20 protein-coding genes are annotated in these 25,609 nt (G+C 68.4%); 10 read left to right on the top strand and 10 right to left on the bottom strand.

Translation table 11 applies throughout. From position 1 onward, the window contains the following. Positions 1–321 precede the first annotated feature (321 nt). From epsL to FHW58_RS16790, 8 genes are all read left to right on the top strand, one after another. Positions 322–1,533 carry an XrtB/PEP-CTERM-associated polysaccharide biosynthesis outer membrane protein EpsL gene (gene epsL, locus FHW58_RS16825; RefSeq protein ID WP_179674318.1) on the top strand — a complete coding sequence of 404 codons (1,212 nt, stop codon included), beginning with the start codon at positions 322–324 and terminating at the stop codon, positions 1,531–1,533. Between the two features lie 15 nt (positions 1,534–1,548). Next, positions 1,549–2,931 (top strand): undecaprenyl-phosphate glucose phosphotransferase, encoded by a 1,383-nt coding sequence (locus tag FHW58_RS16820; protein WP_179674317.1) that lies wholly within the window; start codon positions 1,549–1,551, stop codon positions 2,929–2,931. 190 nt (positions 2,932–3,121) lie between these two features. After that, complete coding sequence (locus FHW58_RS16815; RefSeq protein ID WP_179674316.1) at positions 3,122–4,024, top strand: EpsD family peptidyl-prolyl cis-trans isomerase; 903 nt, start codon at positions 3,122–3,124, stop codon at positions 4,022–4,024. Positions 4,025–4,081: 57 nt separating this feature from the next. Next, a complete protein-coding gene (epsE, locus tag FHW58_RS16810) occupies positions 4,082–4,867 on the top strand; it encodes a polysaccharide export protein EpsE (protein WP_179674315.1) in 786 nt (261 codons plus the stop codon). A 65-nt stretch (positions 4,868–4,932) separates the two neighbouring features. Further along, positions 4,933–6,348 (top strand): chain length determinant protein EpsF, encoded by a 1,416-nt coding sequence (epsF, locus tag FHW58_RS16805; RefSeq protein ID WP_179674314.1) that lies wholly within the window; start codon positions 4,933–4,935, stop codon positions 6,346–6,348. Positions 6,349–6,382: 34 nt separating this feature from the next. After that, positions 6,383–7,273: a chain length determinant protein tyrosine kinase EpsG gene (gene epsG / locus FHW58_RS16800; RefSeq protein ID WP_179674313.1), complete on the top strand. Its 891-nt coding sequence runs from the start codon at positions 6,383–6,385 to the stop codon at positions 7,271–7,273. 5 nt (positions 7,274–7,278) lie between these two features. Next, positions 7,279–8,907, top strand: coding sequence for an exosortase B (gene xrtB, locus FHW58_RS16795; RefSeq protein WP_179674312.1), 1,629 nt, complete (start codon positions 7,279–7,281; stop codon positions 8,905–8,907). 42 nt (positions 8,908–8,949) lie between these two features. After that, positions 8,950–10,362: an O-antigen ligase gene (locus FHW58_RS16790; protein ID WP_179674311.1), complete on the top strand. Its 1,413-nt coding sequence runs from the start codon at positions 8,950–8,952 to the stop codon at positions 10,360–10,362. On the opposite strand, the gene FHW58_RS16785 is transcribed toward FHW58_RS16790, so the two are convergent. Then, on the bottom strand, positions 10,348–11,475 hold the full coding sequence (locus tag FHW58_RS16785) for an acyltransferase (protein WP_179674310.1): 1,128 nt from the start codon (positions 11,473–11,475) through the stop codon (positions 10,348–10,350). The two genes, FHW58_RS16790 and FHW58_RS16785, sit on opposite strands and share 15 nt — an antisense overlap. 217 nt (positions 11,476–11,692) lie before the next feature. On the opposite strand from FHW58_RS16785, the gene FHW58_RS16780 reads away from it, so the two are divergent. Both FHW58_RS16780 and FHW58_RS16775 read left to right on the top strand, forming a co-directional pair. Continuing rightward, positions 11,693–12,646, top strand: a complete 954-nt coding sequence (locus tag FHW58_RS16780) for an NAD(P)-dependent oxidoreductase (protein ID WP_179674309.1) — start codon at positions 11,693–11,695, stop codon at positions 12,644–12,646. 44 nt (positions 12,647–12,690) lie between these two features. Then, entirely contained in the window at positions 12,691–13,896 is a 1,206-nt protein-coding gene (locus FHW58_RS16775) for a glycosyltransferase (protein ID WP_179674308.1), read from the top strand. Positions 13,897–14,098: 202 nt separating this feature from the next. Here the strand turns inward: FHW58_RS16775 and FHW58_RS16770 are convergent, their stop codons facing one another. The 9 genes from FHW58_RS16770 to FHW58_RS16730 all read right to left on the bottom strand — a co-directional run bounded on the left by FHW58_RS16770 (position 14,099) and on the right by FHW58_RS16730 (position 25,609). Continuing rightward, positions 14,099–15,574 carry a DUF2264 domain-containing protein gene (locus FHW58_RS16770; RefSeq protein ID WP_179674307.1) on the bottom strand — a complete coding sequence of 492 codons (1,476 nt, stop codon included), beginning with the start codon at positions 15,572–15,574 and terminating at the stop codon, positions 14,099–14,101. An 8-nt stretch (positions 15,575–15,582) separates the two neighbouring features. Next, entirely contained in the window at positions 15,583–16,446 is an 864-nt protein-coding gene (locus tag FHW58_RS16765; protein ID WP_179674306.1) for a glycosyltransferase, read from the bottom strand. Between the two features lie 24 nt (positions 16,447–16,470). Further along, the gene (locus FHW58_RS16760) at positions 16,471–17,898 is read right to left on the bottom strand and encodes an MOP flippase family protein (protein WP_179674305.1); all 1,428 of its coding nucleotides are present in this window, start codon (positions 17,896–17,898) and stop codon (positions 16,471–16,473) included. A 63-nt stretch (positions 17,899–17,961) separates the two neighbouring features. Then, complete coding sequence (locus tag FHW58_RS16755; protein ID WP_179674304.1) at positions 17,962–19,323, bottom strand: UDP-glucose/GDP-mannose dehydrogenase family protein; 1,362 nt, start codon at positions 19,321–19,323, stop codon at positions 17,962–17,964. 167 nt (positions 19,324–19,490) lie between these two features. Next, positions 19,491–20,606: an acyltransferase gene (locus tag FHW58_RS16750; RefSeq protein ID WP_179674303.1), complete on the bottom strand. Its 1,116-nt coding sequence runs from the start codon at positions 20,604–20,606 to the stop codon at positions 19,491–19,493. Further along, positions 20,603–22,255, bottom strand: coding sequence for a GMC oxidoreductase (locus tag FHW58_RS16745; RefSeq protein ID WP_179674302.1), 1,653 nt, complete (start codon positions 22,253–22,255; stop codon positions 20,603–20,605). The genes FHW58_RS16750 and FHW58_RS16745 overlap by 4 nt, the downstream gene beginning before the upstream one ends. After that, entirely contained in the window at positions 22,252–23,274 is a 1,023-nt protein-coding gene (gene galE / locus FHW58_RS16740; protein WP_179674301.1) for a UDP-glucose 4-epimerase GalE, read from the bottom strand. Before galE ends, FHW58_RS16745 begins: the two co-directional genes overlap by 4 nt. 12 nt (positions 23,275–23,286) lie before the next feature. Next, complete coding sequence (locus FHW58_RS16735) at positions 23,287–24,438, bottom strand: WecB/TagA/CpsF family glycosyltransferase (RefSeq protein ID WP_179674300.1); 1,152 nt, start codon at positions 24,436–24,438, stop codon at positions 23,287–23,289. After that, the gene (locus FHW58_RS16730; RefSeq protein ID WP_179674299.1) at positions 24,422–25,609 is read right to left on the bottom strand and encodes a glycosyltransferase family 2 protein; all 1,188 of its coding nucleotides are present in this window, start codon (positions 25,607–25,609) and stop codon (positions 24,422–24,424) included. Before FHW58_RS16730 ends, FHW58_RS16735 begins: the two co-directional genes overlap by 17 nt.

Genomic DNA, 25,609 nt, shown 5'->3' with positions numbered 1-25,609 from the left:
GCCTGGCGCGGGCGGCCGTTAGTGTGCGGGCTTTCGTTATTGTAGTGTTACTATTTGGCGTCGAGCACAATTTGTGGCTTGCCGGTATGGTTGCGGGGCTGGCCTGCGGCGCCCTGTACTGGCGCAGCGGCAAACTGTGATGGGCGGTCATCGCGCACGCGGTCGCCGATGGCCCGCTCGGGATGTGGATAGTAGTTACTCAACAGTGGTCTTACTGGTAATATTGAAAAATCTGTTGATTATTTCGTAAAGATAATAATGTTAAGTCATCGAAACAGCCACGCCCCCGTGCCGTCCCCCGTTCCCCCTGAGTTGGCGCCGTTGGCGCCGCGCGCCGGCGCCAGCCGGCTGCGCCGGGCCTGTGCCTTGTGCCTGGCCTGCGCCGGCGGACTGGCCGGCGCGCCGGCGCAGGCGGCGTTGAGCGACACCATCCACCCATTCGTCGGCATTGGCTATTCCTACGACGATAACCTGTTCCGCTTCGACGACGGGCAGACGCTGCCAGGCGAACCGCGCGCCGACAGCATGCGCCAGAGCTTTGCCGGGGCGACGCTGGAGCGGCCGTTCGGGCGCCAGGTGCTGACCGCTTCGGCCAAGGTGACCCGGGTCGACTTCGACCATTACACCCGGCTTGACTACAACGCCAAGGACTTCAACGCCAATCTGGCCTGGGCCCTGGGCAACCAGCTCAGCGGCAACGTCGGCGCCAGCTACTCGGACGTGCTGACGCCGTTCAACGATGTCCGCACCACCGACCGCAACCTGCGCACCCAGCGCGGCGAATTTGTCGACCTCAACTGGCTGTTCCACCCGCGCTGGCAGGTGCACGGCAAGCTCAGTCGAGACAGCTACCGCTACGACCTGTCGTCGCAAAAATACCTGGACCGCGACGTCGACACCACCGAGGTGGGCTTCGACTACGTGGCGCCCACCGGCAGCACCGTCGGCCTGCAGGCGCAGCGCCGCCGCGCCGACTACCTGAACTTCATTTCCGGCGGCACGCTCAACGAGGGCTACGACGAGGACAACGTCAGCCTCAAGGTGGTGTGGCGCGTGACCCCGCAGACCCGGCTGCAGTTGCTGGCCGGGCACGCGCGGCGCACCCACGACCAGCTGCGCTTCGCCGATTCCAGCGGCGCCAACGGCAAACTCAGCGCGCAATGGTCGCCGACGGCGGCGCTGTGGTTCAGCGGTTCGCTGTGGCGCCAGTACGAGCCGTTCGAGGGCGGCGGCGTCAGCTATAGCCTCGACCGCGGCGTGCTGCTCGGCGCCGGCTGGCGCCCGCGCGACAACCTGAATTTCGAACTGCAGTTGCGCCGTATCGAGCGCGATTTCAAGGGGCCGCTGACCACCACCGTGCTGCTCGGCGCGGAAGACAAGACCGATCTCGGCTCGCTCAACGCCACCTATATGTGGCGCCAGAACGTGCAGCTGGGGGCCTCGGTGTTCCATGAAAAGCGCCGCGCCAACACGTTCTATAGCACCAACTATAAAGCGAACGGCGCCTCTCTCAATGTCACCCTCCAGTTTTAAGGCCCGCGAATCCACATGACGGTCAATGATATTCCCCTGATTTCGTTCTTTCAGCGCGTGCTGGACCCGGTGATCGTGATGTCCATGCTGTATCTGAGCTCACTGGCCTGCGGCACGCCGGTGACCGGCTTCTCGCTGGTGCTGATGATACTGGTGTTCTATATTTCCACCGGCGTCTACCAGCAGATCGATCCGTACCGCGCCTGGCGCAGCGGCCGCATGCTGATTTACGTGCGCGACGTGCTGGCCGGCTGGCTGATCACGGTGGCAATCCTGTTTGTGCTGGGCAAGCTGACCGGCATGCTGGCCTATTTCGATCGCACCACCTTGCTGGTGTGGGTGGTGGTGACGCCATTCGTGGTGCTGTTCAGTCACCTGGCGGTGCGCCTGTCCAGCCCGTATGCCGACCGCAGCAGCGGCGCCCGCACGGTGGCCATCGTCGGCGCCAACTCGGTCGGCATCCGCTTTGCCGCCGCCATCGAGCGCAACCCCAACCTGTACATGAAGGTGGTGGGCTTTTTCGACGACCGCGCGGCCGAGCGCTGGCCGGAGAATCTGGCGCACCCGATGCTGGGCGACATGGGCGACATCGCGCGCTATGTGCGCGAGCACCAGATCCAGCAGATTTACATCAGCCAGCCGATCTCGGCGCAGCCGCGCATCCGCAAGCTGATCGACGAGTTGCAGGACACCACCGCCTCGGTCTACTTCCTGCCCGACATCTATGTGTTCGACCTGATGCAGGCGCGCTTTGACAACATCGGCGGCATGCCGGTGATCGCCATCTGCGAGACGCCGTTCACCGGCTTTAACAGCCTGGTCAAGCGCCTCAGCGACATCGTGCTGGCCGCCGGCATCCAGCTGATGCTGACGCCGCTGATGCTGGTGATCGCGCTGGCCATCAAGCTGACCTCGCCGGGACCGGTGATCTTCCGCCAGCGCCGCTATGGCCTGAACGGCGAGCAGATCATCGTCTACAAGTTCCGCTCGATGACGGTGGCCGAGGACGGCGCCAAGGTGGTCCAGGCCACCAAGAACGACCAGCGGCTGACCCGCATCGGCGGCTTCCTGCGCCGCAGTTCGCTGGACGAACTGCCACAGTTCATCAACGTGCTGCAGGGGCGCATGAGCATCGTCGGCCCGCGCCCGCACGCGGTGGCGCACAACGAGCAATACCGCAAGCTGATCAAGGGCTACATGCTGCGCCACAAGGTCAAGCCCGGCATCACCGGCTGGGCCCAGGTCAACGGCCTGCGCGGCGAGACCGAGACGCTGGACAAGATGGAGGCGCGCATCAACTACGACCTCGATTACCTGCGCCACTGGTCGCTGTGGCTGGACTTGTGGATTGTGCTGCTGACGGTGCGCACGGTGCTCAAGCGGGAGAACGCGCACTGAGGATGGGGGATGACAGAATATCATTCCTATTTGCAATGTTGACAATTGAGGGGTGCCCCCTCATACTCGTCAGCCACGTGGTCTGCCTCTCCTCTGGCGGGGGCGTCCGGAATTCGCAGTAACTATAGAGGACTACATCTTGAACTATCACGCAAAGGCCCGTCCCCCGGCGGTATTGGGCAGACTCTGCATGGCTGTGCTGGTGGCGGCGGTGGCGCTGGCCGGCTGCGGCCAGAAGGAGAAGAAATCCGGCCAGGCCCTGGTCAGCGTCAACGGCGAGGAGATCACGGCCTCGCAACTGAATGACGAGCTGCAGCGCGCCGGCGTGACGGCCGAGCAGCAGGCGGCCGCCAGCAAGCAGCTGATGGACGGCCTGATCGAGCGCCAGCTGCTGCTGGCGGCAGCCGTCAATGACAAGCTCGACCGCGATCCGGCCGTGGTCCAGAGCATCGAGCGCGCCAAGGCGCTGATCATCGCCCAGGCCTACCTGCAAAAACGCGTGGGCCCGCCCGCCAAGCCGAGCGCGGCCGAAGTGGACGAGTACTACCGCCAGCATCCCGAGTTTTTCAGCGAGCGCAAGCAGTTTGACCTGCGCCAGCTGGTGCTGGCCACCAAGGACCTGGACGAGTCGTTGAGCAAGCAGATCGACAGCAAGAAGACGCTGGACGAGCTGGCCGAGCTGTTTGACGCGCGCGGCATCAAGTACAGCCGCAACCAGGTTTCCCGGACCAGCGCCGACGTGCCGCCGGCGCTCAGCGCCAAGCTGCAGGCGCTGGCCGGCGGCCAGATCTTCATCGTGCGCGAGGGCGAGCGCAGCATCCTGAACAGCATTGTCGGCATCAAGCCGGCGCCGGTCGCGCTGGAACAGGCGCGCCCGCAGATCGAGCAGTACCTGGTCGGCACCAAGAACAAGCAGGCGGTGGCGGCCGAGGTGGCGCGTCTGCGCGCCGCGGCCAAGATCGAGTACCTGAACAAGGCGCTGGCGCCGGACGCGAAGGCCGACAACGCCACGCCGGCGGCGGCCGCCAAACCGGACGCCGCCACCCAGGATGCCCACGACGCCGCGGCGCGCGGCGTGGCCGGCCTGAAGTAGCGCGTCCGCGATGGCGGGCTTTTGTCACCATGGTTTTTATTCATTTGAGGTAAGCACATGATCAAACACTCCGTATGGCGGATCCTCGGGCTGGCGCTGGCGCTGATGCTCGGCAACGCGAACGCCGAGGCGCCGCTGGGCGCCGGCGATGTGGTCCGGATTTCGGTCTACAACAACCCCGACCTGACCACCGAGACCCGCGTCAGCGAGTCCGGCACCATCACCTTTCCGCTGATCGGCCAGGTGTCGGTGAACAATCTGGAACCGGCCGCGGCGGAAAAGAAAATCGCCGCGCTGCTCGAATCCGGCGGCTACATCAAGAAGGCCCAGGTGAACCTGCTGGTGACCACCATGCAGAGCCAGCAGGTGTCGGTGCTGGGCCAGGTCAACCGTCCCGGCCGCTTCCCGGTGGACAGCCAGCGCACCGTGCTGGACATGCTGGCGCTGGCCGGCGGCATCAGCGCCGACGGCGCCGACACGGTCAGCCTGATCCGCAAGCGCGATGGCGCCACCACCAAGGAAACGGTGGATGTGATCGCGCTGGCGCGCGGTGACGCCGGCCGCGAGTATCAGCTGGCCGCCAACGATGTCATCTATGTCGAGCGCGCGCCGCGCTTCTACATCTACGGCGAGGTGCAGCGGCCGGGCGCGTTCCGCCTGGAACGCGCGATGACGGTGCTGCAGGCGCTGGCCACCGGCGGTGGCCTGACCCAGCGCGGCACCGAGCGCGGCCTGCGCATCAAGCGCCGCGACGCCGCCGGCAAGCTGCAGATCATCGACGCCCAGCATGACGACCTGCTGCAGCCCGATGACGTGGTGTACGTCAAGGAAAGCCTGTTCTGATGCCCGCCGGGGGCGGCTGCCGCCGTGCCCGGAGGACCCGCCTCAACTGTTTTGGAAAGTAAATCATGAATCTCAGCCAGTTCTTGCTTGCGTTGCGCGCCCGGTACAAGATCGTCGCGCTGGTGCTGGTCATCACGGTGATCACCACCATCATCATCAGCCTGGTGCTGCCGAAGTCCTATGTGGGCAGCACCTCGCTGGTGGTCAACTACAAAGGCGTCGACGCCATCACCGGCCTGACCATGCCGGCGCAGCTGATGCCCGGCTACCTGTCGACCCAGGTCGACATCATCAAGAGCCGCGCGGTGGCGCTGCGCGCGGTGGACCAGCTGAAACTGGCCGACAACCCGGCCGTCATCGCCCAGTTCCGTGACGAGACCGACGGCCAGGGCACGGTGCGCGACTGGCTGGCCGACCTGCTGCTCGACAAGCTGGATGTGCTGCCATCGCGCGAGAGCAGCGTGCTGACCATCGTCTTCAAGGGCGCCGATCCGCAGTTCGTCGCCGCGGTCGCCAACGCCTTCGCCAACGCCTACCTGCAGACCAGCGTGCTGCTCAAGACCGAGCCGGCACAGCAGGCGTCGGGCTACATGACCAACCAGACCAAGCTGCTGCGCGACCGCTACGAGGCGGCCCAGAGCAAGCTGTCGGCCTACCAGCAGCAGCACGCCATCTACAACGCCGACAACCGCCTGGACGTCGAGACGGCGCGCCTGAACGACCTGTCGAGCCAGCTGGTGGTGGCGCAAGGCCAGGCGATGGAGGCGACCGCGCGCCGCCGCCAGACCCAGGGCGAGGGCGCGGCGTCGCCGGACGTGCTCAACAATAGCCTGATCCAGAACCTGAAGGCCAGCCTGGCGCTGGCCGAGGCCAAGCTGGCCGACACCGCGCAGCGCCTGGCGCCGAACCACCCGCAGTACCAGGCCGCGCAGTCCGAGGTCGACAAGCTGCGCGCCTCGTTGAACGAGCAGATCAAGGTAACCTCGTCGGGCGTGGTCGGCAACGCCGAGATCCTGCAGCGCCGCGAGGCCGAGCTGCGCCAGGCGCTGGCCGAGCAAAAGGCCAAGGTGCTGGCGCTGAACACCGCGCGCGACGAGTTCACCGTGCTCAGCAATGAAGCCGAGAACGCCCGCCGCGCCTACGAGCTGGCGGCGCAACGCTACAACCAGACCAGTCTGGAAGGCCAGTCCAACCAGACCGACGTCGCCATCCTGACCCCGGCCACCGCGCCGATCAAGCCGGCCGGCCCGAAAGTGCTGCTCAACACGGCGCTGGCGCTGGTGGTGGGCACCATGGTCGGCGTCGGCATCGCGCTGGTGCTGGAACTGCGCGACCGCCGCGTGCGTTCGGCCGATGAGCTGATCACGCGCTTCGAGCTGCCCTTGCTGGGGGTGATCGACAAGCCGCGCGCGGTCAAACGCCGTCGCCGCCTGGCGCTGCCGTCGGCCACCGACGGCGGCGCGCGGCCGGCCCAAGCCTGACCCCCGCCCTCAAGATTATCACGGAGCCTCGAGCATGAATTCTACCCCCAACTATGTAGTCTCTGAAGTACGCGACGCCGCCGCCGAGGGCCCTGACCGCTCGATCGGCGCCATCCTGGTCAAGACCGGCCGCCTGTCGCAGGCCGATTCCGAGCGCATCACGCGCTTCCAGGTCGAGCGCAAGATGCGCTTCGGCGACGCCGCGCTGGAACTGGGCCTGCTGACCCAGGCCGACATCGAGTTCGCGCTGTCGCGCCAGTTCGACTATCCGTATCTGCTGGCCGGCGAGAGCCAGATCAGCGCCGACGTCGTGGCCGCCTACGAGCCGTTCAGCAGCCGCGTCGAGGCGCTGCGCGGCGTCCGCAATCAACTGATGTGGCGCTGGTTCGAGACCGGCCAGAACCGCCGCGCGCTGGCCATCACCGGCGCCCAGCGCGGCGATGGCCGCAGCTTCCTGGCGGCCAATCTGGCGGTGGTGTTCTCGCAGCAGGGCCAGCGCACGCTGCTGATCGACGCCGACATGCGCAACCCCAGCCAGCATCAGCTGTTCAGCCTGGAAAACCGCAGCGGCCTGTCGGCCATCCTGGCCGGGCGCGGCAACCAGTCGGCGATCCAGCGCGTGCCGGGCCTGCTGGACCTGTCGGTGCTGACCGCCGGCGCCACGCCGCCCAACCCGCTCGAACTGCTGGGCCGTCCGACCTTTGGCCAGCTGCTGGAGGAACTGGTGCCGCAGTTCGACGTCATCCTGATCGACACCCCGGCCAGCGCCGAGAATTCCGACGCCCAGATGGTGGCCGTGCGCGCCGGCGCCGCCATGATCGTGGCCCGCCAGGACGGTACCGCGCTGCAGGAGCTGGACGCGCTGGTCGGCCTGCTGCAGGATGCCCGCGTGCATGTGGTCGGCACGGTGCTGAACAACTTCTAGTTGCCATGGCACACACACTCGAACGGGGCGCGCTGAGCGGGCGCCAGGCGGCGCTGCCGTGGCTGATCGTCGCGGCCGGGTTGCTGGCGATGTATGTCCCCAGTTTTATCGACCTGTTCCAGGGCCCCTGGGGCTCGGACAAGAACGCCCATGGGCCGATCGTCATGGCGGTGGCGTTCGCCTACCTGGGGGTGCGCCTGCGCCAGCTGGTCGAGCAGCGCCTGTGGCAGCACGCGCCGGCGCCGCTGGCCGGCGGCCTGCTGCTGTTGCTGGGCCTGGCTTGCTACGCGCTGGGCCGTTCGCAGAACGTGCTGTTGCTGGAGGTCGGCTCGCTGATCGTCGTGCTGACGGCGCTGGTGGTGGGCTTTTTCGGGCTGCGCACCTGGCGCCGCATGTGGTTCGCTTTCTTCTTCATGCTGTTCATGATCCCGCTGCCGGCCTCGGTGGTGGACGCCGTGACGCTGCCGCTGAAAATTGGCGTGTCCTACGCCAGCGAGCAGCTGTTGTACTGGCTGGGCTACCCGATCTCGCGCAGCGGCGTGATCCTCAACATCGGCCAGTACCAGTTGCTGGTGGCCGACGCCTGCGCCGGCCTGAACTCGCTGTTCACGCTGGAAGCGCTGGGCCTGCTTTACATGAACCTGGTGCGCCACCCGTCGCTGGTGCGCAACGTGGTGCTGGCGGCCCTGATCGTGCCGATCTCGTTTACCGCCAACACCATCCGCATCGTCACGCTGGCCCTGATTACCTACCACCTCGGCGATGCCGCCGGCCAGGGCTTTTTGCATGGTTTCTCCGGCATGGTGCTGTTCCTCAGCGCGCTGGGCCTGATTATCGCGGTCGATAGCGGCTTGAGCTGGCTGGTGACGCGCGGGCGGCCGCCGGCCCCGCCGCCGCCGCCGGTGGCGCGCGCCGGCTGGGCCCAGATCTGGCCGGCGCTGGGCACGCTGGCGTTGCGCCCGGCGGTGCTGGTGGCGCTGGCCATGGGCGCCGGCGTGGCGGCGGCGCACGCGCTGACCCCGGTCTACCGTGCCACGGCGGCGGTCGACCTGGCTGCCAGCGTGCCGCGCCAGTTCGGCGAGTGGCGCGAGGTCAGCACCGCCATGGCCCAGGCCCAGCTGGCCACCGACGACGATGGCGCCGCGCTGGTCAACCAGATCTACGACGAGGTGCTGATGCGCACCTATGTCAATCCGCGCGGCGAGCACGTCATGCTGGCGCTGGCCTATGCGCGCGAGCAGCGCCAGGACGTCAAGATCCACCTGCCCGATGTGTGCTACCCGGCGCAAGGCTACAAGGTGCTCAGCGGCACGCCGGCGCAGCTGACGGTGGCGCCGGGCGCGCCGGTGCCGGGGCGCCGCTTGCTGGCCGCCGGCAACGGCCGCATGGAGGCCATCAGCTACTGGGTGCGCATCGGCGACGCCTACCCGCAGGGCGGGCTGGCGATGCGCATGAAAATCTTCAAGGACGGCTTGCGCGGCCAGATCGACGATGGCCTGCTGGTGCGGGTGTCGATGCTGGTGGACCAGCCGGAGCAGGCGGCCGCGTCCTATGCGCGCCAGCAGCAATTCCTGCAGGCGCTGGTGGCCGCCGTGCCCCCCGGCCGGCAAGTGTTGCTGGCGGCCGCGCCGTGAGGCGCGTTTGTTAACCCGTGTGATAGAAACTATGGTGGTTGCATGCTGACCCTTTCGAAGAACTTTGTCCTGCCCGCCAGCCTGACGCGCCGCAACGTGCTGATCGTGGCGGCGGCGATCGGCGCCGGCCTGTTTTTTGGCCTGCTGGTGCCGGTGTACGCCGGCCTGATGGGCGCCAGCGTGGCCAAGCTGGCGGCCTTGCCGGCGGTGCTGGCGCTGTTGCTGCTGCTGGTGTACGACGCCAAAACCCTGTTCATCGGCATTTTGCTGTTCCGCTCGGTGGGCGACATCGTGCTGGAAACCACCCGTTTCTCGGTCGGCGGCGCCGACCTCGGGGTGGGCGCCTTCGTCAACGCAGCCGTGATCGGCATGGCGGTGCTGTTCTCGGCCCAGCGGCCGCACTGGTTCCCGCGCAAGCTGGCCGGCATGTGGCTGCCGTTCACGCTGATCTGCCTGGGCGCGCTGGTGATCGCGCCGGTCAAGGGCGAGGCGATCCGGGTGTTCCTGGCGCTGCTGTCCTACCTGGCGATGTTCATCTCCGGCACCTACCTGGTGCGCAGCCGCGACGACTTCGTGCGGGTGGTGCGGCTGGTGGTGCTGTCGTCGATCCTGCCGGCCTGCTACGCCTTCGTCGACATCGCGCTGAATCACGCCGACGTGCCGTTCCGCCTGCGCAGCACCTTCGGTCACGCCAATATTTTCGCCTTCTATCTGCTGCTGATCCTGTCGCTGTCGCTGTACCTGATCAAGAGCCCGCATGTGACCTTGCGGCCGCTGTGGCGCTGGACCCTGACCGGCTACATGGTGCTGTTGCTGGGCATGCTGGTGCTGACCCAGACCCGCAGCGCCTGGATCGCCTGCGTGGCGGTGTTCGCGATTTACGCGCTGTTTTTCGAGCGCAAATACCTGATCTACCTGGCGCTGGCGCCGGTGCTGGCATTGATGATCCCGACCGTGCGTGACCGCATCATGTCGCTCGACAGCGGCAACGACGCGGTGCAGTATGCCAAGCTCAACTCCTTCGCCTGGCGCGTGCTGCTGTGGGAGAGCGGCCTGCACTTCATGCGGCCGGTGCGCTATGCGTTCGGCTACGGGCTGGAGGCGTTCCGCTACTATTCGCTCGACTTCTTCCCGCTGGCCGGCGGCATCAACTGGAGCCCGCACAACCTGTACGTGCAATGGATCTTTGACATCGGCCTGGTCGGCCTGACCAGCTACCTGAGCATCTTCGCGCGGGTGCTGCTGCGCATCCGCAAGCTGCTGGCGGTCGACCGCCTGGCGGCGGTGATCCTGATTGCGGTGACGATCGCCTACCTGATCGTGTCGGCCTCGGACAATCTGTTCGCCTACCTGGCCTTCAACTGGTACTTCTGGGTGGTGCTCGGCAGCGCATGCGCGCTGGTCAGCGTCGAGCTCGACGCGCCGCCGGCCGCCGCCGGCTCAGTGCGGCGCTGAGTGCGGCTGGGCGGCGGCTGCCGCCGCCTCGGTCCGCGCCGGCGGCAGCTCGGTGTGCAGGCGCCGGCGCAGCCGCGCGAACGGCAGCTCCACCAGCTGGTAGACCAGCGCCGAGTAGGCCAGCGTCAGCACCAGCGCGGCGGCGGCCACCAGCGCGGTGCGCTGCCCCAGCCATTGCTCGCACAGCGCCAGGAAATAGAAATGGCTCAGGTAAAACACGTAGGACACCAGGCCCACCCATTGCACCGGACGCCAGTTGAGCCAGCGGAACGGCCACCAGGCCGGATAGCGCACTGCCAGCCAGAACAGTGGGAACAGCGCCAGGCCCTGCAGCGTGTAGCGCCAGGTCTCGCGCAGCGCCGGGTCGCGCACCACCAGCGTCAGCAACAACAGCCCGCCGGCGCCGGCCAGCCACAGGCCGCGCTGGCGCGGCGCCCCCGGCAAGTCGCCGGCGTCCAGCGCCGGATTGCGCCACAGCGCCATGATGCAGCCGAACAGCATGTTGTCGAAGCGCGTGTCGGTGGCCATGTAGGTGCGGTTGGACGGCACGTGCCAGCCATACACCAGCACGCAGCGCCACAGCAGCACCAGCCCGCACAGTCCCAGCAGCAGCAGCGCCAGTCGCTGCAGCGGCCAGCGCCGCGCGCCCAGCGCGAACAGCAGCGGGAACACCAGGTAAAAATGCTCCTCGACCGCCAGCGACCAGAACGTGCCGGTATACGGCACGATGCCGGTGTTGTCCGGCTGGATCACATAATAGTTGGTGACCTGCAGCACTTGGGCCAGCACGCCGCCGGGCGTGACCTGGCCGGGGACGGCACCGGCCAGCCACAGTATCAACAGGCTGAATAGCACGAGATACATGGGCGGCAGGATGCGGTAGACGCGGCGCAGGTAAAAGGCCTTGAAGTCGATGCGCTGGCGGCGCGCGTATTCGCGCCGCATCAGCGTGGTGATCAGGTAACCGCTCAGGAAAAAGAAGATGGTGACCCCGAGGCCGCCCGGGATCAGGTGACCCCAGCCGGCATGCGACAGGAACACAATCATCACCGCGAGGGCGCGGATGCCGTCGAGCGATGGCAAGTGGAATTCGGTGGAGCTTTGGGAAGTCATGGATGCCGTTAAAGAGATTGTCAGCGTGTCAAGTATGGTAGCACAGTGCCATTGCAAAACTGGAAAAAATTGCTGCAGCGCGGCGTCGTGCGGCAGCAACTTATGATACATTGTGCAAGATTGGTGCGGCGCACTAATTACGCCGCGCCGCGCTGCGCGCTGCCGGCTGGTCCTTTATTTCTCTTTAACCCATGGACGGCGTGCCGTTATTAGCGATTTGAAAACGATTTTAGTGACCGGCGCGGCCGGTATGCTCGGGCGCGCGGTGGTGGCAGCGCTGGCGCGGGCCGGATACAGTGTGCGCGCCGGCGTCCGTGAGCCGCTGAGCCCGGCACAGATGGCCGCCTGCGGTTGGCCGGAGACGGTGGCGCAGCCGGTGTGCGATGTGCTCGACGGCGACGGCCTGGCGGCGGCGTGCGCCGGTGTCGACGCCGTGCTGCACCTGGCGGCGCGCATGCAGGGCACGCCTGAACAACAGCGCGCGGTGGCGGTGGATGGCTCGCTGCGCCTGCTGGCGCTGCTGCCGGCCGGCACCCGGGTGCTGCTGGCGAGCAGCTTTTCCGTCTATGACTGGGACCGGGTGGGCGCCACCCTGGACGAGGACGCGCCGTTGCTGGACGCGCGCACCATGCTGGCGCAGGACGGTTATGCCCAGGCCAAGCTGTTGCAGGAGCAGGCGGTGCGTGCCGAGTGCGCGCGCCGCGGCCTGCCGCTGACGGTGTTGCGCCCGGCGGCGATCTGGAGCCGCGCGCAGGCCGCGCTGCACTGTGTTGGCGCCGGCGCCGGCGCGGCCACCGTGGTGGTCGGCCCCGGCCGACCGCTGCGACTGACCCATGTGGACAACTGCGCCGACGCCTTTGTCGCGGCGCTGGCGCCGGCCGCCGCCGGCTGCACCTTCAATATCGACGATGGCCACGCCCCGAGCGCCTGGCGCTATGCCGCGCTGGCGGCGCCGGGCCGGCGCCTGCCGCTGCCGTACGCGGTGGCGGCGCTGCTGGGGCGCGCTGGCGCGCTGGCGTGGCAGCTGTTGCGGCCGGGGCGCGCCGCGCCGGGCCTGCTGGTGCCGCAGCGCCTGCGCGCGCGCTTCCACCCGGCGCGCGCCGGCCATCAGGCGCTGCAGCGCACGCTGGGCTGGCGCCCGCCGCGCGACTTCGACAGCGTCTGGCGCTGACGCGGCGCGCCGCCCGATTTCTTTTTTTACCTGCCGACCGAGTTATGATCCTAGCCTACATCACCAGTATTTACGGACGCGCCAGCGACACCTTCATCCGCAACGAGGTCATCGCGTTGCGCCAGCGCGGTCACACCGTGCACACCTATTCGATCCGGCGTGCCGAGGAAGACCAGCATGTCAGCGCCGAGGTGCGCAGCGAGCAGGCCGGCACCGACTACATCCTCGAACGCCCGCGCGCGCAATTGCTGGCCAACCTGGCCGGCGCCGTGCTGCGGCAACCGGCGGCGTTCTGGCGCACGCTGCGCCTGGCATGGCAGACCCGGCCGGCCGGCGTCGCCGCTGCCGCGCGCCAGCTGGTTTATCTGGTCGAGGCCTGCTACCTGGCGCGGCGCCTGCGCGCCCAGGGCGTGCAGCTGCTGCACAACCACATCGCGGAAAATTCCGCCACGGTGGCGATGCTGGCGTCGTCGCTGTCAGGCATCCCGTTCAGCATGACTGTGCATGGCCCGGGTATTTTCTATGATCCGCGCAAGTGGGCGCTGGCGACCAAGATCGCGCGCGCCAGCTTCACCGTCTGCATCACCAGTTTTTGCAAGAGCCAGTGCATGGTGTTCGCCGACCCGGCCGATTTTGCCAAGCTGCACGTGGTCCATTGCAGCGTCGGGCCGGAATTCACCGATGTCGCGCCGCTGCCGGTGCCGGCCGCCCCCAAGCTGGTGTGTGTCGGCCGGCTGTGCCCGGAAAAGGGCATGCTGCTGCTGGTCGAAGCGGTGGCGCGGCATGTGGCCGCCGGCGGCCAGTGCGAACTGACCTTCATCGGCGACGGGCCGTCGCGGCGGCCGATCGAACAATTGATTGCCCGGCACGGCCTGCAGCAGTCGGTGCGTTTGCTGGGCTGGCAGGGCAGCGCGGTGGTGCGCAGCGAAATCGAGGCCAGCCGGGCACTGGTGCTGCCCAGCTTTGCCGAGGGCTTGCCGATCGTGATCATGGAAGCGCTGGCGCTGGGCCGGCCGGTGGTGTCCACCCGTATCGCCGGCATTCCGGAACTGGTCGAGGATGGCCGCAGCGGCTGGCTGGTGGCGGCCGGTTCGCATGACGAGCTGGTCACCGCGTTGCAGGCCGTCACCAGCGCCGATCCGCAGACGCTGGCGGCCATGGGCGCCAGCGGCGCGGCCGCCGTGCGGGCGCGCCACCACGTGGCCACCGAGACCGCCAAGCTGGAACAACTGATGCTGCAGGCGGTCTGAGCCGCCCTCGGCCGCCAAGGCGGTTCAGCCCGGCCAGTCGTTCCGGCGCAGGCCGGAACCCATAGAACGCTGGCATGACCTGACGCAGGCGGTGTATGGATTCCGGCCTGCGCCGGAATGACCGTCACACCCAGCAGGGGGCGTATCGATGCCGGCGTGCGCCGGAATGGCCAGGCCTACGCTCGCTGAAGGGCACGCGGCGTCAGCCGTCGACCGCCATGTAGGGCGGCGCATTGCGGTAATAGCGCTGCAGGTATTTGGCCTCGTGGTTGGCCGGGCGGCGCGGCCGCAGCGTCACCGCCTCGTCCAGCCGTTGGCGCCAGCCATAGGCGGCCAGCGGATAGTGCGGGGTGTTGTTGGCGGCGATTTCCAGCGTGATCACGCCGCTGGCACGCTCGCCGTGCAGGGTCCAGCCGAGTTCCGGCAGGGCCAGTGTGTAATCGCCTTGCTCCACCGGCAGCGGCTGGCGCGGCGCGGTCCAGAACGGCGCCGAGTCGGGCTGCATGAAGGCCAGCACCAGTGAGCGCAGGCCCCAGTGGCAGCTGCCCGGGCCGATATACGGTTCGACCAGGCGCAGGTCGGTGCCATAATAGCCCTGGGTCAGGTGACCATCCTGCAACGCGCCGTGGCTGACGAAATGGCGCCACACCACGTCCAGCGCCTGGCGCCCCAGCCCGGCGACCTGCGGGTCGTCGCTGCCCACCGCGCGGGCGATCACCGGCGCCGGGATGGCGGTGCGGTAGCAGGTGCTGCGGCCCATCATCGTCACGCCCTTGGGGCCGAGCAGGTGGCTGACCACGTCGGCCGACTGCGCCAGCGCCGGGCCGATGAAGCCGGGGTCGTAGTCGGGGGCCAGCCATTGGATCCACTGCAGGTCGTAGCTGATGCCCCAGGCGTTGTAGTAATCGATGCCTTCCGGCGCGTCGTGGAACCAGCCATGCCCGCGATAGGCCTGCTTGAAGGCCTGGTAGTGGTGCGACGGCACCGCCACGTTCGGATAGCCGAGCTGGCGCAGCGCCAGCGCGGTGACCACCGGGAACAGCTGCCAGTTATTCGGATGCACCTTGACCCGCAGCGCGCCCTGCAGCCAGGCAGCGATCTGGTCGCGCTGGGCGCCGCTCAGCTGGTCCCATACCTGGCGCCGCGTCAGCCACAGCGTGCGCGCCACGTCGGCCGCCTCGACCACGCGCTGGTCGTAGTCGCCAATGTCGCCCCAGTAGCTGGCGCTGCCCGGCGCGGTGCCGGCCAGCAGGCCGCTGCGCAGCATGGCAACGAGGTCCGGCCGCGCCGGGTCGGCGTCCGGCCAGCGCGCCGGGCGGCCGCCATACAGCCAGGCGCCCAGCAGCGGCGCGGTGCGCGAGAAGCCTTCCAGGCCGGTGACCGCGTAGCCGTTATAGCTGCCGACGCCGGAATACTGGATGCGCGCGTAATCGGCGGTGGCGTTGTCCTGGAAGCCCTGGGCGAAATAGCTGAACAGCGCGGCATAGCGCGCGGTGTCGGGCCCGTCCTGCAGGAATGGCGGCGCCAGCGGATGGCGCTCCTGCGCCGCCGGCGCCCGGTACTGGCGCCAGCCCGGGATGTGGTAGCGGTTGACCAGCACGGCGTAGCCGGCGGCGGCAACGCACAGCACCAGCACGCTGGCGTACACGCCGCGATGGCGGAGAACGGAAAGACGCATGGGCGGACCTAGCGGGTGAGCGAGTTGTTCAACGAGAGCGTGTATTTGCCGCGCACCAGCTTGCGCGCGACCGGGCGCAACTGCGCCTCCAGCAGCAGCCGCAGCAGGTCGCGCGCGGTCAGTTCGACCTGCGGATAACCGGACATCGACAGCAGCACGCCGCCGGCGTCGGCCGGGCTGCAGTGCTTCTGGTAGAACAGGCGCGCGGCCTGGTGGATTTTGTCGCCGGAGCGCGCGGTGATCCGTTCGAACTCGTGCGACACGTCCATGAAATAGGTGTTGGAGCGGATGTTGATGGCCGGCCCGCCGCGGTCCACCAGCCGCACCCAGGTTTCCCAGTCCTGCCAGGCCGGCATTTGCGGGTCGTACATGCCGGCGGCGATCAGGTCGCTGCGGCGGGTGTAGACCTGGTTGCCGATCGCGTTACCGCGTCGCAGCATGGCGCTGTCGACGATCGGGCTCGGGTTGTTGACGTACACGCGCCGGCCGTCGTCGACGATGCAGGTGTCGAACAGGCAGGAAAAGCGCGTGCCGTCCTGCTCCAGCCGCGCCCAGTGCTGCTGGAAGCGCTCGATGCGGTGCGGCATGAAGAAATCGTCGTCGTCCAGGCCGGTGACGAACTCGCCGCTGGCCATCTCCAGCGCCTGGTTGCGGGCGGCGCAGGCGCCGCGCGACTGTTCGTTGTGGATCAGGCGCACCGGGATGTCGCCGCGCACGCTGTCGACGAACTCCGGCGTGCCGTCGGTGGCGCCGTCGGACACCACGATCAGCTCCAGGTTGCGCACCGTCTGCCCGAGGATGGAGTGGACGGCGCGCCGCAGCAGCGGCAGGCGGTTTTTGGTGGGGATGAAGATAGTAACGAGCGGGGCCATAGTCTCTTCGGAAGGAGGCGGGCGCTAGCGCGCGCCCATCAGTTTTTTCAGGTCCTGCAACAGCGAGCGCGAGAAGGCCAGGATCAGGGCGCCGAAGATCAGCATGCCGACCAGCGAGGGCAGCAACAGCTCCACCAGCACCGCGCTCTGTTGCGAGCGCAGCATTTCAACCAGCGGGTACAGCAGCGCCGTCATCAGCAGCGCGAACAGCACCGGCTTCCACACGGCGGCCAACAGGTCGCCGACGCCGCAGTTGAGTTCCTTGAGCGTGTAGTAGAAGCACGGCAGCAGGTTCAGCACGTTGGCGGCGCAATAGCAGGCCGCCACCCCGTTGATGCCCCAGCGCACCCCGATCAGGAACGAGGACACCAGCAGCACGGTACTGATCAGGCCCTGTTTCATCAGGATGTCGGTGCGGCCGGTGGCCATGAAGACGGTGCCGATGGTGCTGGTCAGCGACTGGATGAAGCCGACCGGCGCCAGCCAGGCCAGCACCGTGCCGACCTCGGCCCAGCGCGGGCCCAGCATGATGTCGATGAACGGCGCGCGCAGCAGCCAGACGCCGGCCATCAGCGGCGCCGTCAGCGTGGCGATCACGCCCACCGAGCGGAAGTACAGGCGCGCCATCTGCGGCTTGTCGTGCTGCTGGCGGCTCATGATCGGGAACAGCGCGCGGCTGGCCACGTAGGTCATGCTTTGCAGCGGGAACATCATGACCTTGTACGCCTGCGAGTATATCCCCAGCGGCATCGAGCCGAGCACGCGGCCGATGATCATGGCGTCGGCGTTGCGGGCGAAATAGTTAATGAAGGTGAAGCCGGTCAGGTGGCCGCTGAAGCCGAGCAGTTGGCGGAACTCGGCCCGGTCCCACAGCCGCAGCGGGCGCCAGCGGCTCGCCAGCCACAGCTGGCCGGTGGCGATCACCGCGGTGGCCAGCGCCTGCAGCGCCAGGCTATACACGCCCCAGCCCAGCCAGGCCAGCACAATGGCCAGCGCCAGGCCGCTGCCGGCCGCCACCACCTCGATCCGCGCCAGCAGGCGGAAGCCCGAGGCGCGCTCGAACAGCGCCTGGTGCACGGCGCCGCTGCTGGTGATCGGAAACACCAGCGCCAACACCCACAGCACCGGCATCAGCCGCGGCGCGTGGAACAGGCTGGCGATCAGCGGCGACAGCGCCAGCAGGCCCAGCGCCAGCGCCAGGCCCAGACCGATGTTCAGCCAGAACACCGTGCTGGTGGTCTGGTCGGTCAGTTCCTGTTTCTGCACCACCGCCGCCGCCGTGCCCATGTCGCGCAGCAGGTTGGCGAAATTGATGACCACGGTGGCCATGGCCATCAGCCCGTATTCGGACGGCGGCAGCAGACGCGACAGCACGGTCAGGCTGGTCAACTGGAGCAGCGTGCGGGCGCCCTGCGAAATCAGGATCCAGCGGGCGTTGGAGATGGCGGACATGGAGCGGCGTAACCTCAGGAAAGCAAGAAAAAAATGCGCCGGCCGCGGCCGGCGCCGCTGGCGTCAGGCGCGGCCGACCGCCAGGTACTCGATGCCCAGCTTGCGCATGGCCGCCGGTTCGTACAGGTTGCGGCCGTCGAAGATCAGCGGCTGCGACAGCGCGTCCTTGAGCGCGGCAAAGTCCGGGCTCTTGAACTGCTTCCATTCGGTGGCGATGACCAGCGCGTCGGCGCCATCCAGCGCGTCCATGGCCTGTTCGGCGTAGCGGATGCGGCGCTGCGCCGGCGCCAGGTCCTCCAGGTCGAGCGCGATCACGCGCTGCGCTTCCTCCATCGAGATCGGATCGTAGGCGGTGACGCTGGCACCGCGCTCCAGCAGGGCGCGGATGATCACCCGGCTCGGGGCGGCGCGCATGTCGTCGGTGTTGGGCTTGAACGCCAGGCCCCACAGCGCGAAGTGGCGGCCGCTCAGGTCCTGGCCCAGGCGGGCGACGATTTTTTCCACCAGGATGGCTTTCTGGCGGTCATTGACCGCTTCCACCGCACCCAGAATCTGCAGGTCCTGGCCGTACTCGGCGGCGGTGCGCACCAGCGCCTGCACGTCTTTCGGGAAGCACGAGCCGCCGTAGCCGGTGCCGGAGTACAGGAAGCTGAAGCCGATGCGCGGATCGGAGCCGATGCCCTTGCGCACGTGCTCGATGTCGACCTGCAGGCGGTCGGCCAGGTTGGCCATCTCGTTCATGAACGAGATGCGGGTGGCCAGCATGGCATTGGCGGCGTACTTGGTGAATTCGGCCGAGCGCACGTCCATGTACAGCACGCGCTCGTGGTTGCGGTTGAGCGGGGCGTACAGCTCACGCATCAGTTCCTTGGCCTGACGGCCGGCCTCGTCGTCGTCGACGCCGATGACGATGCGGTCAGGGCGCATGAAGTCGTCCACCGCCGCGCCCTCCTTGAGGAATTCCGGGTTCGACACCACGGTGAAGCTGGCGCCGGCGTCGGGGCGCTCCTGCAGCACGGCGGCGATGGCCGCGTGCACCTTCTCGCCGGTGCCGACCGGTACCGTCGACTTGTCGACGATGACCTTGTAGCCGGTCATGTGGCGGCCGATGTTGCGCGCGGCGGCCACCACGTACTGCAGGTCGGCCGAGCCGTCCTCGTCCGGCGGGGTGCCGACGGCGATGAACTGGACGTCGCCGTGCGCCACACTGGCGGCCACGTCGGTGGAGAACTGCAGGCGGCCGGCCGCGCGGTTGCGCTGGATGATTTCCTTCAGGCCCGGCTCGTAGATCGGCACTTCACCGTTGTTGAGAATGTCGATCTTGCGCTGGTCGACGTCGAGGCAGAAGACATTGTTGCCCAGTTCGGCCAGGCAAGCGCCGGTGACCAGACCGACGTAACCGGAGCCGATAATCGTGATATTCATGTAGTTCCTTTGCGTGGTGAAGGGACCGTCGCGGCGCGCGGCCGGTCCCGGAGCGATACATTAACCGAAGAGTTTGGACCCACGGCGACTGGTGCCATAGTGCGGTGCAGCATAGTGGAATTTTTGCATAGAATCACCAAGTCGTGTGTATTTTTTTTACATGTTTGCTATTCTTTTTGCATGGTTTCCGGAGGCCGGGCCGCCGCTGCCGCCGGCGTCGCCGGACCGGCGGCGCCCCAGCGCCGGTTGAGGCGCGCGGTCAGCGGCTGCTCCAGTGCGAGGTACAGCACGCACCCCAGCGCCAACGCGCCGGCCAGGGTCAGCGCGAACACCACGGCGGTGTTCTGGACCCCGGCTTTTTGCAGCACCATGAACATGGCCGGCACCAGCAGGCCGTGCGACAGGTACACCGAATACGAGGCGTCGCCCAGCAGCTTGAAGCGGGCGCAGACGCGCGCCACCAGCGCATGGCGCTCCAGCCAGACCATGGACATGACCAGCAGGGCCGACGGCAGGCCGACCGTCAGCAGGCGGTCCAGGCCGTCCGGCTTGGCCGGCCAGAACAGCCACACCAGCGACACCAGCAGCAGCAGCGGCGGCAACGCCGGCGGCAGCGTCAGGCCGCGCACCCACAGCCGCGCGATCAGGCCGCCCAGCAGGAATTCCAGCAGCAGGCTGCGGCCGAAAAAGTCAAACCACAGGTAGTCGCGCAGGAACTGGCTGACGAACAGCAGACCGCCCAGCAGCACCAGGCTGAAGCGCAACGGCGGCAGGCGCCGCCACAGCGCCAGCGCGAAGGCGGCGTAAAACAACATTTCGAAACTCAGCGTCCAGCCCGACTCCAGCACCGGCAGGCGCTGGCCAGCCGGATTGACCACCGGGAAAAACAGCAGCGACTCGAGCAAAAAGCGCGGATCGAGCCCGGCCGGGAAGGCGCGCGAGCCGACGCCGACGATCAGCGCCGCCTTCAGGCCGGTGTAGAACCAGTACATCGGCACGATGCGGATCAGGCGCCGCTTGCAGAACAGCCAGGCGGCAGCGGCGCCGCCTGGCTCCAGCTTGAGGGTGGAGATGGTGATGACGAAACCACTGATGACAAAGAAAATGTCGACCCCCATCGGCCCGAACTCGTGCCAGAAGTGGTAGCGGCCGTCGTCGGCGTAGCGGCGCCAGATTTCCAGCACAATGTGCGAAGCCAGCACCAGGAACACGGCGACAAAGCGCAACAGCTGGATGCCATTCAGTTGGGCCGGCGCGCCGGCGCGGCGGACGGCGCCGCTCATGGCGCCGCCCGCTGCGCGCGCAGGTGATCGGCCAGCCGCAGCGCCAGCGCGACGATGGTCAGGGTCGGGTTGGCGTGACTGCTGGTGGGGAACACGGCGGCGCTGGCCAGGTACAGATTGGGGCACTGGAACAGCGCGCAATGGGTGTCGACCACGCCGTGGCGCGGGCTGTCGGCCATGCGCGCCGTGCCAATGTGGTGGCCGCCCAGCGGCACCGAGCCGGCCAGGCGCGCGCGCAGTTGCTCGTCATCGTAGTCGAGGCGGCTGCCGGAGTGTTGCTGCAGCGCCTGACGCAACACGCCGAAGCCGCGGTAGGCGGCGTCCAGGTCGTCCTGGCTGACCCGCCAGTCGACCTCGACGCGGCGCATGCCGTGGCGGTCGCGTTCGCGGCTCGGCGTGATGCGGCTGTACGCCAGCGGCGTCTGCTCGCAGTTGAATTCCAGCGGGAAGCTGCCGTCGGCGTTGGGCACCAGCGTGTACGGCAGCTTGCGCTGCGCCAGCACGCGCAGGAACAGCCACTGGGCGCCGAACGTGGCCAGCGCCGGCAGGCCGCAGGCGACGTTACGCAGGTGGGCGGCGCGGCCCGAGGTGGCGGCCGGCGCGCCGCTGTGCTGCAGGATGGCGCGGTATTCGGGCAGCAGCACCGACTTGGCCAGGAAGATGGCCGACATCACGGCGCTGCCGTGGCGCGCGTCCGAGTATTCGGGGAAATGCAGGCGGAACGCGGTGTTGAGCAGGCGCTGCTCGCGCTGCGTCTGGTCGCTGAACTGCAGCTTGCGGCGCGCGTACACGCCGTCGCGGGTCTTCTCGAACTGGAACGGCGTGCCGGGCTGGCCGGGCACGACGCGGCCGCAGGTGTTTTCAAAGTGGCAGGCGTAGTAGCGGCCCAGCAGGTCGTTGTGGTTGCCCAGGCCGGGGCCCTCGGGGTCGGACTGGAACAGCAGCCGCGGCACCTCGATGCCGCCGGTGGCCAGCACCACCGTGTCGGCGGCGATGTGCAGGCGGCGGCCGGCCTGGTCCACCACCTCGACCGCGCCGATGCGTTCGCTGCCGGGGGCGCGTTGCAGGCCGACGCAGCGCGCGTACAGCAGCGTGGTGACGTTGGTCGAGGCGGCCAGCTTGGCGCGGTAGCGCTTGCCGAAGTCGGTGGGCAGGCTGTAGCGCTCAATGCGATCGCTGAGCAGCACCGGGTTGGGCCGCAGGTCGGCCAGCGTCGGGCGGGCGCCGGGCAGGGCCTCGGCCACGCTGAACTCGTCCGCGCCAGCGTCGCAGTACGCCAGCGCGCGCGGATAGTAGCGCGCCACCTCCTGGTAGGGGATGGGCCAGCCGCTGTCGGCGATGTAGTCGCGCCGCTCGAAGTCGATCGGGTCGAACGGTACGCAGCGCCCGCCCCAGATGCCGGTGGTGCCGCCCAGCACCGAGCGGCGGAACTGGGTGGTGGGCGGGTGCGGCGCGCGCGCCTGGCCGACATAATCGTCGTCCACCGCGGGGTCGGCCACATAGCCGCCGGCCTCCAGCAGCAGCACCTCGATGCCGCTGCCGTCCAGCTCGCAGGCCAGCGTGATGCCGGCGGCGCCGGCGCCGACGATGCACACCGTGGTGCGCGCGCTGTTGGCGCCCGGCGCCAGCGCGGTGGCGTTGAGGATCATGGCGCCTCCGCGGCGCCCTGCGCCATCAGATAGCTTTGCCAGCGCCAGGCGTCGGCGCACATCTGCTCGACGCCGCGCGTGGCTTTCCAGCCCAGTTCGCGCTCGGCGCGCCCGGTGGCGGCGTAGCAACTGGCGATGTCGCCCGGGCGGCGCGGCAGGATGTCGTAGGGAATGGCGCGGCCGCTGGCACGCTCGAAGGCGCGCACCATCTGCAGCACGCTGCTGGGGGCGCCGGTGCCGAGGTTGTAGGTCTGCACGCCGGGGGCGTCGGCCAGCCGCTGCAGCGCCTTGACGTGGCCCAGCGCCAGGTCGACCACGTGGATGTAGTCGCGCAGGCCGGTGCCGTCCGGGGTCGGGTAGTCGTTGCCGAACACCGCCAGGCGCTGGCGCCGGCCGTCGGCCACCTGGGCGATGAAGGGCAGCAGGTTGTTGGGGATGCCGCGCGGATTCTCGCCGATCAGGCCGCTTTCATGCGCGCCCACCGGATTGAAGTAACGCAGCAGGGCGATGCGCCACGTCGGCGCGGCGCGCGCCTGGTCGCGCAGCATGTCCTCGATCATCAGCTTGGAGCGGCCATAGGGATTGGTGGCGCGCAACGGCGCGCTCTCGTCGATGGGCACGCTGTCGGGATCGCCATACACGGTGGCCGAGGAACTGAAGATCAGCGTGTGCACCTGGTGCCGGGCCATGGTTTGCAGCAGCACCAGGCTGCCGTAGAGATTGACGTCGTAGTAGCGCAGCGGCTCGGCCACCGATTCGCCCACGGCCTTGAGGCCGGCGAAATGGATCACCGCGTCGAAGCGGTGCTCGGTGAACAGCTGTTCCAGCAGCGCGCGGTCGCGCAGGTCGGCGTGCGCAAACACCGGCGCGCGGCCGCAAATGCCGGCAATGCGGTCGATGACACTGGCCTCGCTGTTGGACAGGTCGTCCAGCACCACCACCTCATGGCCGGCCAGCAGCAACTCCACGGTGGTGTGGGAACCGATATAACCGGCGCCGCCGGTTACCAGAATCTTCATCAGGACTCCTTGTTAAAAAGGTGCGGACGGCACGCCGGGCGCCGCCAGGAAATCGACGCAGGCCAGGCGCAGCGCCCGCGTCACGGCCGGGGCGCACGGACCCAGCGCGAACGGCTGGCGGCAGCGCTGCTGGTGGCCGTACAACAGCAACAGCAGGCCCAGCGTGGCGCTGTCGACGCTGCTGACGGCGGCCATGTCGACGCTGAGCGGGCCGGGCTGGTGGTTCAGTTGGTCCAGCAGCGCGCGCAGCGGCGCCAGTGCGCCGGCGTGCCAGTCGCCGGCCAGCGTCAGGCGGTAGTGCCCGGCCACGCTGGCCAGGTCGGCGCGCGGCGCCTGGCGCACGCCGCGCCGGCGTTGCCGCCAGCCGTGCCACAGCGCCGGCAGCACCCGCGTCAGCAGCAGGCGCAGCATGCGCGTGCCATCGTCGCGGTAGCGGCGCCACAGCGCCGGCTCCTCCTTGATGCGCCACAGCCATTCCAGGCCGAGGTTGCCCACGCGCGACGGCGCGCGCGTGATGGTGCCGGCCACGAAGTTGAGCACGGCGCCGAGGTGGCTGACCGCCGGCGCGCGCAGGCGCGGCAGGTTGTATTCGATCCAGGCCTGGCCGCGCTTGGCGCCCAGCGCCACCACCAGCAGGTCGGCGCCGCTGGCGTTGATGTCGTCGATCATGGCGTCGCTGCTGAGCGCCTCGGTGCTGCCAAAGCCGGGCGAGCAGGAGCCGACGCAGCGCATCGCGCCGGGCGCGGCATTGAGCGCGTCGGCGGCCTGGCGGGCGACGCCGTCGGGACCGCCGAAGAAGTACACCCGCAGCGGCTGCGCCTGCTGCTGGCGCAGCAACTCGAACAGTGTCGAGCCGGCCACGCGTTCGCGCAGCGGCACGCCGAGCAGGCGCGCGATCCAGATGATGGGCATGCCGTCGGCCAGCGACAGGTCGGAGCGGATCACCGAGTTGCGGAAGGCGGCGTCGTCCAGGCAGCCGATCAGGAAATTCAGGTTCGGCGTGGAGAAAAAGCAGCGCCGGTCGGCGCCGATGGCGTCCAGCACGGCCTGTTGCGCCTGGCGCAGATCGAGCGCGTCAAACGGCAGCCCGAGCAGGCAGTGGACATCGCGCTGGAAATCGGTGACGACGCTGGTCAGCGCCTCGTGCTTATTTTTCAGTGTCACGTTTCGACCTCACCCATTCGACTTGGCGGTTGATCACAAAGCGCAGATACAGCGGAATCTTGCGCAGCATGTACAGCAGCGCGGTCGCCAGATCGCGCGCGCGCAGCAGGTGGCGGCCATGGCGCCACCACGCGGCCAGCACGGCGGCGCCGGTCAGCAGCAGGCCGAGCGCGGCCAGCGCCAGCGGCAGCACCGCGCCGCTCAGCAGGGCAAACAGCAGGGTGAGGGCGGTGGCCGCCAGCATCAGCAGGCACAGCAGGGCCAGCGGCGGCACGCACAGGTCCAGCGCCAGACCCAGCATGCCGCGGTCGGCGTGGCCCACGGCGCCGAGCAGCAGCCGCGGGACGGCGCCGATCATGCTCAGATGGCCGTGCTCCCAGCGCGTGCGCTGGCTGTCGGTGCCGCTATTGGACGTCGGGAAACTGCTGGTGACGCACACCTCGGGGCAGAACTGCGGCGCATGGCCGGCGCGGGCCAGGTCCATGCCCAGCTTCATGTCCTCGACGATATGGCCGTTGGCCAGCGGCGCGGCGCTGATCAGCGCCCAGGGGAAGGCCATGCCGGTGCCCATCAGCTGGCAGGGCAGGCCGAGGCGCAGAAAGCCGAGCGGCCGCACCTGGTTCTTCACCACCCAGGCAAACTCGGCGACTTTTTTCAGCACCCCGCTGCCGGCTGGCGCGTGCATCAGGTACAACGCTTGCTGCGGCCGGCCGCGCGCCAGCGTCTGGCGCGCCAGGCGGTCGATCGCGCCCGCGCCGAGCAGGCAGTCGGCGTCGACGATCATGACCACCTCGGGCGGGTCGGCGCGCAACTGGCGCATGCCGAAATCCAGCGCATAGCCCTTGCCGCGTTCGGTGAGATGCTGGCGCTCGCAGACCTCGGCGCCGGCGGCGCGCGCGATGGCCGCGGTCTGGTCGCTGCAGTTGTCGGCGATCACCAGCACGCGGTCGCCGTCCTGCAGTTGCGGCAGCACGGTGGCGAGGGTGGCGGCGATGCCACCGGCTTCGTTATGGGCGGGAATCAGGATGGCGCTGCGCGGCCGGCGCCCGGTCGGTGCCGCCGCCGGGCGCGCTGGCAGCAGCGCCAGCATGGATTGGGTGAACAGCACCAGCACGGGGATCAACAACACGCCCAGCAGGATGGCGAGTAGCCCGGTCACCCAATCGATCAT

The sequence above is a fragment of the Duganella sp. 1224 genome, from assembly GCF_013408245.1.
Taxonomy (GTDB): Bacteria; Pseudomonadota; Gammaproteobacteria; order Burkholderiales; family Burkholderiaceae_D; genus Rugamonas.
Note: the sequence above shows the minus strand (reverse complement) of the source record. Positions and strands in the feature narration are given on the sequence as shown.